Below are 12,782 nucleotides of genomic sequence, written 5' to 3'. Positions count from 1 at the left end.
GCACCGTGGATAACGTCGGCGAATTCATCGGCATCTCCATCCTGCTCTTTGTGAGCGTGGCGATGCTCGTGCGCTTCGGTTGGCCGGTGCTGCGTCAACTGCTTGCCCGTCAGGAGCGGATGTTCGACAGCGTGTTGAATCATGACCTGCTGCTGGAAATCGAGCCGCGACTGGCGGTGGCGTTGTGGGCGGGAATCATCGTCGCCAGCAGCGTCATCGTGGGTTACATCGTCGGCGGAATCCTCTGGTTCATCATCGGTGCGATTTTGGGCATGATGATTCCCAACGTCACCATTCACTATCTGGCAGAGAAACGCCGCACCCGACTCGATGAGCAGCTTGTCGGCGGCGTCACCACGCTCGCCTCCGGTGTGCGGGCGGGGCTTAACCTCATCCAAGCTATGGAACTGCTCGTGCAAAATTCCGTCGGCCCGATCCGGCAGGAGTTCGCCCAACTGCTCCGTGAATATCAGATGGGGCTTGATCTCAACCGCGCCATGCGCAACACCGCTAACCGCATCGGTTCAAGTAACTATCGGCTTCTGTTCACCGCGTTGGAAATGCACAGGATCCGCGGCGGTGACAGCGGGGAAAGCCTCGATCGCATTGCGGACAGTGTCCGTGAAATCCAGCGTCTCGAGGGCAAGCTCGACGCGCTGACGGCTCAGGGACGAATGCAGGCGAGGTTCATGATCGTTGTGCTCCTGGCGATCGTGGGCATGCTCTACGCCATCGAGCCGGATAATTTCGTGCTGCTGTTCACCGAACAGTCCGGCCGGATCGTATTGGTGCTGATCGTCGCATTGCTGGTGACCGCGTTCGCCTGGATTCGCCGGATCATGGAGGTGGACATCTGATGCCGTCAATCCCTCCTGTTGAACTCACGCTGCACCTGCTGATCTTTGTGTCGGTATCGCTGTTGATCTTTTCGGTCTTTCGTTATCCGGTACCAACGGAACCACCGATCCATCGGCGGATCGCCGCCGCTGTCGGCGCAGACGTGCGTAATACCGCGTTTGAGCAGCCGCTCTTTGCTCCGGTAATGAGCCTGGCACTGGCGACGGCGCAGCGATTCAACATCTCCAGCGTGCGTGCCTCGATCCGTCGTAATCTGAATGCAGCAGGGAACTCCAACGGTTACAGCGTCGAGGAATACATCGCCATCTGCATCGTCTGCGGCGCCCTCATGATGGGCGTAGGCGGATTGATCACGATTGTATTGATGGGCTATCTCGAACCCATCACGATCCTGATTACCGGCATGCTGGGTTTTATGGCTCCGATTCTCACGCTCCGCAGCGCGGCCCGCTCACGGATGTTGCGCATCAGCAAACAACTCCCCTACACGCTCGACCTCGTAGCTCTGACGATGGCTGCGGGCAGCACGTTTCAGGAAGCGATCGAAACCATCATCCGCGATGCACCGGATGACGACTTCAACCAGGAGCTTCGTCTCGTACAGGCGGAAATCACCTTTGGCAGTTCACGGGCACAGGCCCTTACCAATCTCGCTGAACGAATCCCGCTCGACTCGCTGCGGTCCATCGTCGGTGCGGTTAATCAGGCGGAGTTGCTCGGCACGCCGCTGGCAACGATCCTCAAGAGCCAGTCGGGGATGCTCCGCATGCAGCGCAGCGTCCGCGCGGAAAAACTCGCAGCCTCGGCGAGTCTGCGAATCCTGCTGCCGCTGATGCTGATCCTCATTGCCGTGGCTTTAATCATGATGGCGCCGATGGCGATCCGCTATTACACCACCGGCACGCTATCGTAGGATTAAAGAACCACGAGGCTTACCGGCATCGGGGCCTGGCTTCAATGGCGTATCCCTCGACCTTTAACATACATCCCCCGGCTTTTTGATATGTCCACGATTTCAGTCCAGATCATCACCGGCCCCGGCTCGACTCGCCGTGAAGCTTTCACGGACCCGGTTATCTCCTTTGGTCGTGATGCGAGCAACGCCATCGTTCTTTCCGAACCTACCGCGTCCCGCAAGCATGGCGAATTGCGCTACGCTCAAGGGCAGTGGGTGCTGGTCAATCTCAGCCCCAACGGCACACGTGTCAACGGTCGCAGCGTCACCCGCAAAGCACAACCGCTCATGGATAAAGACATGGTTGCGGTCGGCGACCATCCGGTTTTTCAGGTGCTGTTCGACCCTGCTCCCGCCAGTCTTGTCGATCCGGTGGCTCCGACCGACGAGCCGGTTCAGTCAAAAGCCAATCGCAAGACCAAGCTGTGGATCGGTATCGGCATCTACCTGGTGGTCATGACGCTGGCCGTGATTGTCGCCAAGGATCTCCTGGATGATCCCGCCGACAAAAACGGTACGAGCGTGCCGCGTCTGAGTGCGGAGCAGATCCGCGATGCTGTCTGCAAACCGATGACGGTGACTACGCCGAACATCGGCGACGCTTCGCGCTATCTCTCCGATGCGAAGGAGTATTACAACAAGCTCGACACGGATGACCGGAATCTTTATGCCGCTTACCGTGCCTACCAGCTTGCTCTGGCGAACATGGAGAAGAAAGATTTTGAGGGAATTGACCAATTACAGTTCGCTGCGGTGCAAAGCAAACTGGTCGAAGAAGTGACAACAGCCTACAACCGGGCCTACGACCTGCTGAAAAAGCCGGATTATGTCGGTGCAGACGCTGCGTTTTTCAAGGTGATCCAGATTTTCCCGGACGCCAACAGCGAGGTTTACCAGAACGCTTCGCGGCAGCGCGCGGTAGCCGCGGGGCATCGCAAATCGTCATAGGCTGGCAGTGATTGGTTTAAGCGGACTTGGCACGCTCGTCGTAATCGCGGGCCTGCGCTGCAAGGAACTGCTCGATGATCGAGCCGCCAAGGGCCGATGCTGCGAAGGAAAACCGCTCATCAAAAAGCGTGGTGGGCACCGGGTTGTTCACGAAATAGTCCAGTGCCGGGTGGAGTGGGGTGAGTTTCAGCTTCGCATCCAGATCGCCTCTGAGCAGGACGACGGGGCGATGATTGACTGCCGGGTAAGTGCGGGTGCCGCCAATCGCTTCGAAACCGAAAGCACGGGTATAGAACCTTGCGTGTCGCGGATGCACGCCGATGACAAAGTCGGTCACTTTCGTGCGCAGCCCGTAATAGAAGGCGTACCGCATCAGTTCAAAAAGAGATTCGGCAGTACGGTGCAACTCGATGCGGCGGTCAGCGAACAGGCCGACCTCCATCAGCGAGCGGCCTTCGGCGCGGAATGCCTTTAGCTCGGCTTCGTAAACGCGATCCAGCGGAAGTCCGACCGGACCATCTGCAAATGCAGTGAGTGTTGAAACCGTGACCTCACCGATTTGCGCAGAGATCACCGCGGCATGCGGACCAACGGCCTGCGGAGCGGTGTGGATGCGGTAAGCGTTGGGTTCAATCAGACCTGAGCGGCGATACGCCATGTAAACCATGCGCCATGCGGCGGTGACTTCATCCAGATTACGCGCTACGGAGAAAGTCAACCCGGCGTGATGGGCCGGCTTAGCAGTGAGAGATGGCTCTACTTTCGCATCCGACATGCGGGTCTCATTTACGACACGTTAAGTGCCGATTCGGGGACAAACGCACAGCGCGACATGCACCGGCGAGTCCTCTATCCCCCTCCATCGTCCAAGCCCGTATCCCACTTAACCATACGTCATTCTTCCGCTTACTCGAAAATCAGGTAACACGCGAAGTACCGTGTAAATTCCGAACCGGCGGTCTGACTTTGTACTCGTCATGCGGGCCGGATCAGACGGAGCTTGTCTGAACGGCATAATCCGCAATACCGCTGCACTCGGACGCACTTGGCACTATCCGGCTGGACCCGTACAGTAATCCCATGACTCGATCTTCCGATATGCCTACCCCCACTGCCGTGCCCGATACGCATGGTCGTTTCGGTCAATTCGGCGGCGTGTATGTTCCGGAGACGCTGCACGCTGCCATTGACCAGCTCACCGTTGAATATGATCGCGCGCGAAAAGATCCAGAGTTTCAGAAACAGTTCGAGCAGATGCTGCGTGATTACGTCGGTCGAGAAACTCCGCTTTATTTCGCATCACGGCTCACTGAATTGGCTGGCGGAGCGCGCATTTATCTCAAACGGGAAGACCTTTCACACACCGGCGCACACAAGATCAACAACTCGCTGGGGCAAGCTCTGCTGACGCTACGGATGAAAAAGCGGCGCATCATCGCCGAAACCGGTGCCGGCCAGCACGGAGTGGCCACGGCGACTGCCGCTGCCGTCTTCGGCCTTGAGTGCAACGTCTTTATGGGTGTCGAGGACATGCGACGCCAGAGGCCGAATGTTCTGCGGATGGAGGTACTGGGGGCGAAGGTCGTTCCTGTCGAGTCCGGCTCGCGCACGCTCAAGGATGCGACGAATGCCGCAATGCGTGACTGGATGGAGTCGAGCGATTACACGCATTACATCATCGGCTCGGTCGTCGGCCCGCATCCGTTTCCGATGATCGTCCGCGACTTCCAATCCGTCATCGGGCGCGAATGTCGGGCACAGTGTCTGGAGCGATTCGGCCGGCTGCCTGACGCGATCGTGGCGTGCGTCGGCGGCGGGTCCAACGCAGCCGGGATTTTTTATCCGTTCGTCAACGACTCATCCGTTCAACTCGTCGGCGTCGAAGCCGGCGGTCGATCCAACCTCCCCGGTGAACATGCAGCAACCATTACTTTCGGCAGGCCGGGCGTCCTGCACGGATCGATGAGCTACGTTTTGCAGGATGAGGACGGCCAGACCGCCAACGTCCACTCGATCTCTGCGGGGCTGGATTATCCCGGCGTCGGCCCGGAACATTCCTACTGGCACGATGTCGGCCGGGTCCGCTATACGGCTGTGACCGACAAGCAGGCTCTCGAAGCCTTCCGCACGCTGACACGCAGCGAGGGCATCATCCCTGCGCTCGAATCGAGCCATGCGTTGGCGCACGCTTTGTCACTGGCTGCAAAGATGTCCAAAGATCAGATCATGGTCGTCAATTTGTCGGGACGCGGCGACAAAGACCTGGATGAGGCGGTTCGCCTGATGGGACTCGAATCAAAGGCGTGAGCAACCCGTGGTTTCGCGCGGGATCAGATGCTACGTCACTTTTGAGGCACGATCACCACTTTGTTCAAGACTGCCGGGCCGCTTGATTCCCGCAGTCCGACGCGGATCACGCTGCCGGGTTTGTTTCCCCCGTTAACGAATCGGAATCGCCGCACCATGGATTGTCCCGGCTTGAGGCGTGAGACGATGCGTTCCTGACGCGGAAAACCGGCCATATTAGCGAAGGTGTAGAGCGCGATCGCCTTGTTGCCGTTGTTGGTGATGAGCTGCGTTACCACCGCATCCGAGCCGCCAGTCGTATTGGGTTCCAACAACAGATCAGCGTCGAAGTCCACATCCTTAAGTCCCAGCTCAAAGTCCGCAGCGATATCAACCACGTAATGTTGATCGCTCTGGAAATCGAATCGCGCCACCAGTTTCTTTTTTCCCGCAACCTCTGAAACAGGAAAAGAAAGCTGGACCGGAACGGTAAAACTCTGACCTGCTGCGATGGAGAAGAAACTTTTCCGCGGTTCGACACGCCAATCCGTCGGCTGGGTAATCAGCATTGAGCCGCTGATCGTGCGAGGCCAGGGGTTGGTGATCGTGATACCTCGATCGTGCGTGGTTTGTGTGGACTCGATAAAGGGTTCGTCGATTTTGAAACTCGCACGGAACAGTGCCAGTGACGGATCAATTCCATCAATGAAAATCGGCGTCTTGCCCAGCGTGATCCTGTGCCTGCCGTCGGTCAGTTTGACCTTTACGCGGTTGCCCCAGACATCAGTCACAGCGGGAGACGGGCCGAGGTACATATCGATCACGGCATCTTCGTCACTGGCAGCACGGTTCCACGCGACGAGCATACCCCCCGCCGGGCCATTGAGAATAAAACACTCAAGGCCTTCGCCTAAAGGCAGGTGGCCGACTACACGGCGTCCTTCTAGTCGATGCGCGACGGTCGTGTAAACGCCCACCAGCGGGTCGGGCACGATCACAGTCTGACGATCGACAAGCGTCGCCCACGGTCGATCAAGCGTCATGCCGGTTGCCCCGACCTCCCATGCGTAGAGCATCCTCTCGGTGAGGTCGATCACTCGTGCCTGATGCGACACCTGATCGGCACGGGGCGAGCGCAGCGTCAGCCGCAACGGCCGCACGGGCGATTCCCGCCAAGGCTCCAGATACTTGCTGATCTGGGCTGGCGCGACGGAGGCGGGGACATCCAGCGCGTAGCTGACTTCGCTCGACACCTCCGGCCGGCGGGCCTGATTGATCTGCCAGGGTAAAACAGATGTCGGCTGAGGAGCCAGACTTTGAAGCTCCAGGATCGCCTCCGCAACCACCGCGGGCAGGTCGGGGATGTAAAAAAGGTCTGCATCGCGTGTCGTGCCCCACTGCCAGTGCCGCACACGCTGACCATGACGCAGTACGGTCGGTGCCAGATAAGGCATCCACGCGGACTGAGGCTTGGTCAACATCATCAGCGGACTCTGAGGGTCGATATCCAGTGAACGCGCCAGGTCTTCGGGCACCGGTGCGAGACTCAGCGAGACATCGCGCCCGCGCAGAGCCATACCTTGCAAAACGTGATCGATGCGTACCTGACGGTCCTCAAGGTTGTAAAGCGTGGAATGTCGTGACCATGCGCTGATAATCGCCGAGTCCACCCTGGCGCGGTCAAAGAACATCGGCAGCAGGTCCAGTTCCTCGTCGCTCACATCCTCCGCGGAGATGGAAAACTTCGTCGCATCCGTGACCGAGAGCAGCGATTCATCGTCGAGCCAGAGAAACGCGGTCTGCGCCCGCGCCACCGGTGTCACGTCGGTGCTCATCGGCTCACGCACAATCAGGTCCACCAGATACCAGCCGTAACCGGGTAATTCGGGGATGATTTTCCACGCTGACGGCGCACCGTTACCCACGGGCTGATGAGTGGTCACGACCGGCTTCATGGCGTGGTCGTAAATCGTGACCATCGCATCAAGCTGCCGTCCGCTCAGATCACGCACCTGCAACGAGAGCTTGGGCCGTTCAGGCATGCGGATGATGTTCACGCGGCTCTGGGTCTCGACCATCACATGCGGCAATTGCCAGATGGCGATGTCGTCAAACCACGCTCCGCCCCGCACCTCTTCATAGACGACCTGATGTTTCGTCGCCGGCTCCGTGAGCTGTTCGCGCGGCTGGAGTAATTGCACTTCGAGGCCGATCCACGCAGCCTTACCGAAATCTCCACGGAGCGAGACGCTCAGCGCGTCCCAGCGGTTGTCGGATCGAGTCAGAGGAGATTCGGACACGCTTTCCGGAATCTTCTGTCCCTTGCCGTCAACGAAGTACGCGACGAGTCGAGCGCGCGCGTGTTCCAATACGGTCGTGCGGACGTTGGCGGTGATGAGGTAGTCGCTGTTGGGTACGACAGGGACGGAGCCGACTTCCAGAAACGCTCCCGCGCTGCCGCCGTTGAGTCCCAGATAGAGGCTGTTTTTCCCGCTGGTTTTTTCGCGGTCGTCAAAACGGACATCACAGTAGATGGGATAGCCGGGTCGCCGCATCAACTCCTGATGCAATTTGAAGCGAGAGAATCCGGCGTCCGAGTCCGGACGTCGGCGGCCGATCGGAAACCAGTGAACGGGTAATTCCTCGAAGTTTTGCTTTTCGCGTTCCTCGAAGTCGAAGCGTTCAACAAGCCGCTCCTGAACCTGCTGCGAAGACCTATCCGACGCAGCAAGTCTTTCGTTCACCGTCTGACCACGCGCAGGCACAACCGCTGACAGCGTGCTGAGGATCAGCACGAGCGCAAAAACAGCGCGGAGCAGGATGTGTACCCGCTGGATCACTCATTTGTTATCGGGTCTCCGGCGCGTCCTGCTTAAGCCGAAGTGCCGCCACGGAGAATCGCCAGGGGGAGCACCTCATCAGAGAGCGGCTTCACAAAGCTGCCAGCCGTTGCGATCGATCCTGATCGATCAATCCCTGCACGATCGCGTCTAGGTCGCCATCCATTGTCGCCTGCAGCGGAAAGGACAGGTTCAGCCGGTGATCGACGACCACGCTCTCCTTGTAGCGATAGGTACGGATGCGGTCGGAGCGATCACCGCTGCCGATCATTCTGGACCGCTCCGCTGCGCGCTGGGCATCCTTGAGCCGCTGGTAGTGGTCGTAAACCCGCGTGCGCAGGAGTTGCCATGCCTTGGCGCGATTCTGATGCTGGCTCTTGGACTCCTGCATCCTCACTTCGATCCCGGTGGGGATATGCACCATGTTCACAGCGGTTGCGACTTTGTTCACGTTTTGGCCGCCCGGTCCCTGCGCGGTGGTGATGTCGATCTTGACATCACTTTCGGGGATGTCGATCTGCACTTTTTCCGGTTCAGGCAGCACCGCAACGGTCGCGGTCGAGGTGTGAATGCGGCCTTGCGCCTCCGTGGCCGGGACTCGTTTGACACAGTGGACGCCGCCTTCATAGCCTAGTCCCTGCCACACTCCCTGACCTTGCACGTTCGCGATCACGTTTCGCACGCCGCCGTGATCTCCCGGCGAAAAATCCATCAGAGAAACATCCCAGCCTCGCCGAGCCGCGTACCGTTTGTACATATCGAAAATGTCGCCTGCCCACAGACCCGCTTCGTCGCCGCCTGTTCCCGCTCGAATTTCCAGAATGACTGAGCCGACCGAGCGGTCGTCCGCCGTGACCAGATCACTGATGATCTGTTCGAGCAATGTCGTCGATTCCTGCTCCAGCGACGGCATCTCCGCCTGGGCCATCTCGACCAATTCGCGGTCTGACGCCTCTCCGATGATTGCTGCGTTGTCTTGCAGTTGTTGCCGTAATGAGCGGTAACGACGGTATCGCGTAACGAGATCCGCCATCGAGGCTCGTTTGACCGACAGCTCGCGCACCCGCTGATGGTCCACGACCACTGTCGGATCGACGAGCTGACGCTCCAACTCGTCGTGCTGTGCTGCCAGCGCATCGAGCTTGGTGATCAGCTTCGGGTTGGGAGACGATTCGGCCATCCGCGACTCACCTTGGCTCCCTGCGGTTTCCATCCAGCCGGAACTCGATTGGCAGCCGTTTTGAGATTCCGATTCGAGATGATCGCATCTCGCGTTGACCATCCTGAAAACAACAAGGTGCAAAGCCACGGAGCGACGCTCCGCACCTTTGCACCTTGCGATGAATCATCAACCTGCCTAGGCCTTGGCTGCCTTGTCGCCCTTCTTGGCGCTTCCACCAGCCGGCTTGCCAAAGTATTGGCCGGCGAACTTCTTCTGGAACTTTTCGACTCGACCGGCGGTATCCACGAACTTCTGCTTACCCGTAAAAAACGGATGGCAGCTTGCGCAGATATCGACGTGTAACTCCGGCTTGGTGCTGCGGGTCACGAAATCGTTACCGCAGGCACAGCGAACCTTGCATTCGACATACTTAGGGTGGATCTTCTCACGCATGATGACGGACTCCATTTCTCTCAAGACCGGGGCTTGGATACCGAGGTCGAGCCGCGCATTATAAATGAGGCTGGATAAAGAGCAACCGCCAGAGGTTTCCTCCCTCATTGACCGAATAGCCGGAGTTGCCTGCACCCCGCGTGTAGAAACCTCAAGGTCACCGCTGGAGTAAGGTCGGGTTTTGTGCTTCCGCAGTGAATGACTCTAAACTCATCGCATGGATGTCTATCTCAACGGTCAGATGCTCGACGCGGCGGAAGCTGCCATCAGCGTCGAAGATGCTGGTTTTCAGCACTCGGTGGGGCTTTTTGAAACGATGGCTGCCTTTCACGGCAAGGTATTCCGCATCGTTCCGCATCTGCAACGGCTTCAGAAAAGCGCGCACGACCTCGGCTTGGCGCGTGAACTGAATCTGGAAAGTCTCCAGCGGGCGGTCGAGCAGACCATCGCTCATAACGAGTTGACGGACGCGAGAATCCGCCTGACCGTGACTGCCGGCGCGATCTCGCTGCTCCGCAAGGACGCTCCTTCCACGCCGCCGGAACCAACGGTACTGGTCGCGGCTCAACCGCCGACTAGATACGACCCTGCTTACTTTGAAAACGGCGTGATGGCGTTGATCGCCCCGCCTGCAGCCAACCCCTTTGATCCGCTTGCGGGGCACAAGACGCTCTCCTATTGGGGGCGACTGCGAACATTGCGTCAGGCGGCGTCGGCAGGTGCAGGTGAGGCGATCTGGCTGAACGTATCGAATCACCTGGCTGGCGGCGCGATCAGCAATATCTTCCTCGTTAGAGACGGCAAGCTCCTGACACCCTTTGCCCGTGGTGAGGAGACGCAGGGTTCCCTGCCGGCACCGGTTCTGCCGGGAATCACCCGCGCAGCGGTGGTCGAACTGGCGAGAGAACTCGACATTCCCATCGAGCGGCGGATGCTCAGCGTGCCCGACCTGCTCGATGCCGATGAAGTATTTCTGACCAATTCAAGCTGGCTCGTATTGCCGGTGACGCGAGTGGAAAAAAAGGCGATCAGCAACGGACAGGTCGGTCAGACCACCAGACGTCTTCGCACCGGCCTGTTGGAATTGATCACGCGTGAAACAATGTGAGGCCTGTCCTGCTCCGCATCTGTGCGGGAGTTTTGCGATGAATCAAATCTTCCTCGTCGGACTTGTCGGGCTGGGTGGCGGGCTGGGTGCCATCATGCGGTATGCGCTTGGCGGATGGGTGCTGCATCATTCCGAAAACGCGCGGTTTCCCGTATCGACCTTTGTCATCAATATTCTGGGCTGCCTCGCAGCGGGCTTGCTTACTGGACTGGCTGAAAAATACGGGCTGTTCTCAGAGCAAGGCAAAACCTTTCTGTTCACGGGGATTCTCGGCGGATTCACAACTTACTCGGCTTTCGGTCTGGAAACCACACTCCTGCTGCGACGCGGCGAATACGGCATCGCGGCGGCGTATGTCTCCCTGAGCCTTGCGGTCGGCGTCGCGGCTCTGTGGATGGGAATACGAGCCATCGAACTCATGGCGAACTAATCCGCCGGAGGTCTGACGCTGTTTACCCGGAACTTTACACCAACGGAAATGCTTTGCTGAAAATAAAAAACCCCCGACTATTGCCGGGGGTTTTGTAATCTCAAACTGCGTTTTGAGTTGTCGATTCCGCGAACGGGCGCGGAATGAGAAACTCAATACCGATCACGACCGCCGCCGCGATCGTTACCGTAGCCGCGGCTGCCGCCGCCGCCACCCCCACGACCGCCGCCGTAGCCGCCACGACCGCCGCCGCCACCGCCACCAAACCCGCCGCCCCGCGGTTCACGCGGACGTGCTTCGTTGATGGTCAGAGCGCGGCCATCGTGCTCCTTGCCTGACAGCGCGGCGATTGCGGCTTGCGCTTCCTCGTCCGTGCTCATTTCCACAAAGCCGAAGCCTTTGCTCCGACCGGTCTCGCGGTCCTGAATGACCTCAGCGCTCTCAACCTTGCCGAACTGCGACAACAGCAGTTCGAGGTCAGAACTCGAAACCTTGTATGACAGATTCCCGACGTACAACTTCTTGCCCATGGCATCTCCTATCACTGGGCGATCCGACCCTGTTGTTGCTTTCCGGGTCACTGCCGAAAGAGGCCGACGTTCTGGCCCAGGAAGGTGGAAGGAGGGAGAGACTCGGGCGCGGCATCTGAAATGAGGATGGCATACCTGACTCGTCCGACGAACCAACCGAAGTGTAGTTTAACGTGAATCTCAAAAAATAAAAAGGGGGGTGTAAAAATACCATTCCGCCGGTACCCCTCTCCCCCGCATCAAAGCGATCGTGGAAAGATCGTCACCTGACGAGAACGATGGGATCACATCGAAAAATCCAGTCTTTAGCCGCCCTGCTTAATCGTCTTCATCTTTGAATAACCGCTTTTTCGCCACGGCTGAGACGGTTTTCTGTTCATTGGCGGCGATGTAGGCTTGGGCGAGCTTGAGATCTTCAGGTCGTGTGATTTTCAGATTCGTGGACTCCCCCGCCACCACATGGACCGTCTCGCCCAGAGCTTCTACGAGGCCGGCATCGTCGGTGATGCCCCTGCCGTCGCGCTTGCCGGAGACCAGCGGTTCATACGCACGCCTGAGCAAGCTGAGCTCAAAAATCTGTGGTGTCTGAACCTCAACCAGATCCGCACGATCGACCGTTGCGACCACTTGTTTGACTTCGATTTTTTTCGCCCCTGCGCTGCCAAGGATCGTATCGAGCGGGTCTGCGTCGGAGGGCGATGTCATATCCGCGAGGCGTTTGAGTGTCGAGGCCACTGGCAGGCCGGGGATCACCGCTGGATACCTGGTCGCAGCCTCGAACACGCGGTCGATCAGTGCTGCGCTGGTCAGCGGTCGAGCCGCATCGTGAATCGCAGCATGGGTACAGCCATCTCGGACAGCAGCCAGAGCTCGCAGCACTGTTTCCCATCGCTCCACCCGCCCGCCAGCCACGATCGTCACGCCATGAAAAGCCAGCTTGTCACCCCACCTGAACTGGAAGTCTTCCAGAGCATCCGGGTTCACTGCAAGAATGATCTGCCCTACTGTTGGACGATTGAGAAACAACTCCAGAGCGCGAAGAAACACCGGCTTACCCGCGAGGTCCAGCTCGATCTTATTCCGACCTTCCGCGTCGGCGAAACGCTTACCCAGACCCGCTGCGGGAAGTATCACTGAGATCTTCATGGATGGATTTTATTGAACTCCGCTATTCATGTGCGGATGCTGCGGCCTGTACCGGAGACACCACTG

12 protein-coding genes are annotated in these 12,782 nt (G+C 58.7%); 6 read left to right on the top strand and 6 right to left on the bottom strand.

Annotation, left to right across the window (positions count from 1 at the left end):
- Positions 1-5: 5 nt before the first annotated feature.
- The 3 genes from IT444_07460 to IT444_07450 all read left to right on the top strand — a co-directional run bounded on the left by IT444_07460 (position 6) and on the right by IT444_07450 (position 2,761).
- Positions 6-857: a type II secretion system F family protein gene (locus tag IT444_07460; protein MCC7192603.1), complete on the top strand. Its 852-nt coding sequence runs from the start codon at positions 6-8 to the stop codon at positions 855-857.
- Entirely contained in the window at positions 857-1,771 is a 915-nt protein-coding gene (locus tag IT444_07455; protein MCC7192602.1) for a type II secretion system F family protein, read from the top strand. The genes IT444_07460 and IT444_07455 overlap by 1 nt, the downstream gene beginning before the upstream one ends.
- Before the next feature lie 90 nt (positions 1,772-1,861).
- On the top strand, positions 1,862-2,761 hold the full coding sequence (locus IT444_07450; protein MCC7192601.1) for an FHA domain-containing protein: 900 nt from the start codon (positions 1,862-1,864) through the stop codon (positions 2,759-2,761).
- Between the two features lie 16 nt (positions 2,762-2,777).
- Here the strand turns inward: IT444_07450 and IT444_07445 are convergent, their stop codons facing one another.
- A complete protein-coding gene (locus IT444_07445) occupies positions 2,778-3,536 on the bottom strand; it encodes a hypothetical protein (protein ID MCC7192600.1) in 759 nt (252 codons plus the stop codon).
- Positions 3,537-3,859: 323 nt separating this feature from the next.
- Here IT444_07445 and trpB point away from each other — a divergent pair, with 323 nt between their 5' ends.
- Positions 3,860-5,068 (top strand): tryptophan synthase subunit beta, encoded by a 1,209-nt coding sequence (gene trpB, locus IT444_07440; GenBank protein ID MCC7192599.1) that lies wholly within the window; start codon positions 3,860-3,862, stop codon positions 5,066-5,068.
- A gap of 35 nt (positions 5,069-5,103) precedes the next feature.
- Here trpB and IT444_07435 read toward each other — a convergent pair whose 3' ends face one another.
- The 3 genes from IT444_07435 to rpmE all read right to left on the bottom strand — a co-directional run bounded on the left by IT444_07435 (position 5,104) and on the right by rpmE (position 9,502).
- Positions 5,104-7,887, bottom strand: a complete 2,784-nt coding sequence (locus IT444_07435) for a hypothetical protein (GenBank protein MCC7192598.1) — start codon at positions 7,885-7,887, stop codon at positions 5,104-5,106.
- A gap of 91 nt (positions 7,888-7,978) precedes the next feature.
- Positions 7,979-9,067 (bottom strand): peptide chain release factor 1, encoded by a 1,089-nt coding sequence (gene prfA, locus IT444_07430; GenBank protein MCC7192597.1) that lies wholly within the window; start codon positions 9,065-9,067, stop codon positions 7,979-7,981.
- Between the two features lie 177 nt (positions 9,068-9,244).
- A complete protein-coding gene (gene rpmE, locus IT444_07425; GenBank protein MCC7192596.1) occupies positions 9,245-9,502 on the bottom strand; it encodes a 50S ribosomal protein L31 in 258 nt (85 codons plus the stop codon).
- Between the two features lie 217 nt (positions 9,503-9,719).
- Between rpmE and IT444_07420 the strand changes: the two genes are divergently transcribed.
- Together IT444_07420 and crcB are read left to right on the top strand one after the other, a co-directional pair.
- Entirely contained in the window at positions 9,720-10,610 is an 891-nt protein-coding gene (locus IT444_07420; protein ID MCC7192595.1) for an aminotransferase class IV family protein, read from the top strand.
- A 37-nt stretch (positions 10,611-10,647) separates the two neighbouring features.
- Positions 10,648-11,040, top strand: coding sequence for a fluoride efflux transporter CrcB (gene crcB, locus IT444_07415; GenBank protein ID MCC7192594.1), 393 nt, complete (start codon positions 10,648-10,650; stop codon positions 11,038-11,040).
- A gap of 152 nt (positions 11,041-11,192) precedes the next feature.
- Here crcB and IT444_07410 read toward each other — a convergent pair whose 3' ends face one another.
- A complete protein-coding gene (locus IT444_07410) occupies positions 11,193-11,570 on the bottom strand; it encodes an RNA-binding protein (GenBank protein ID MCC7192593.1) in 378 nt (125 codons plus the stop codon).
- A 318-nt stretch (positions 11,571-11,888) separates the two neighbouring features.
- A complete protein-coding gene (locus tag IT444_07405) occupies positions 11,889-12,716 on the bottom strand; it encodes a 2-C-methyl-D-erythritol 4-phosphate cytidylyltransferase (protein MCC7192592.1) in 828 nt (275 codons plus the stop codon).
- Positions 12,717-12,782: the final 66 nt, after the last annotated feature.

The sequence above is a fragment of the Phycisphaeraceae bacterium genome (assembly GCA_020851465.1).
Lineage (GTDB): Bacteria > Planctomycetota > Phycisphaerae > Phycisphaerales > Phycisphaeraceae > JADZCR01.
The sequence above is the reverse complement of the archived record's forward strand: the minus strand, read 5'-3'. Positions and strand labels throughout refer to the sequence as shown.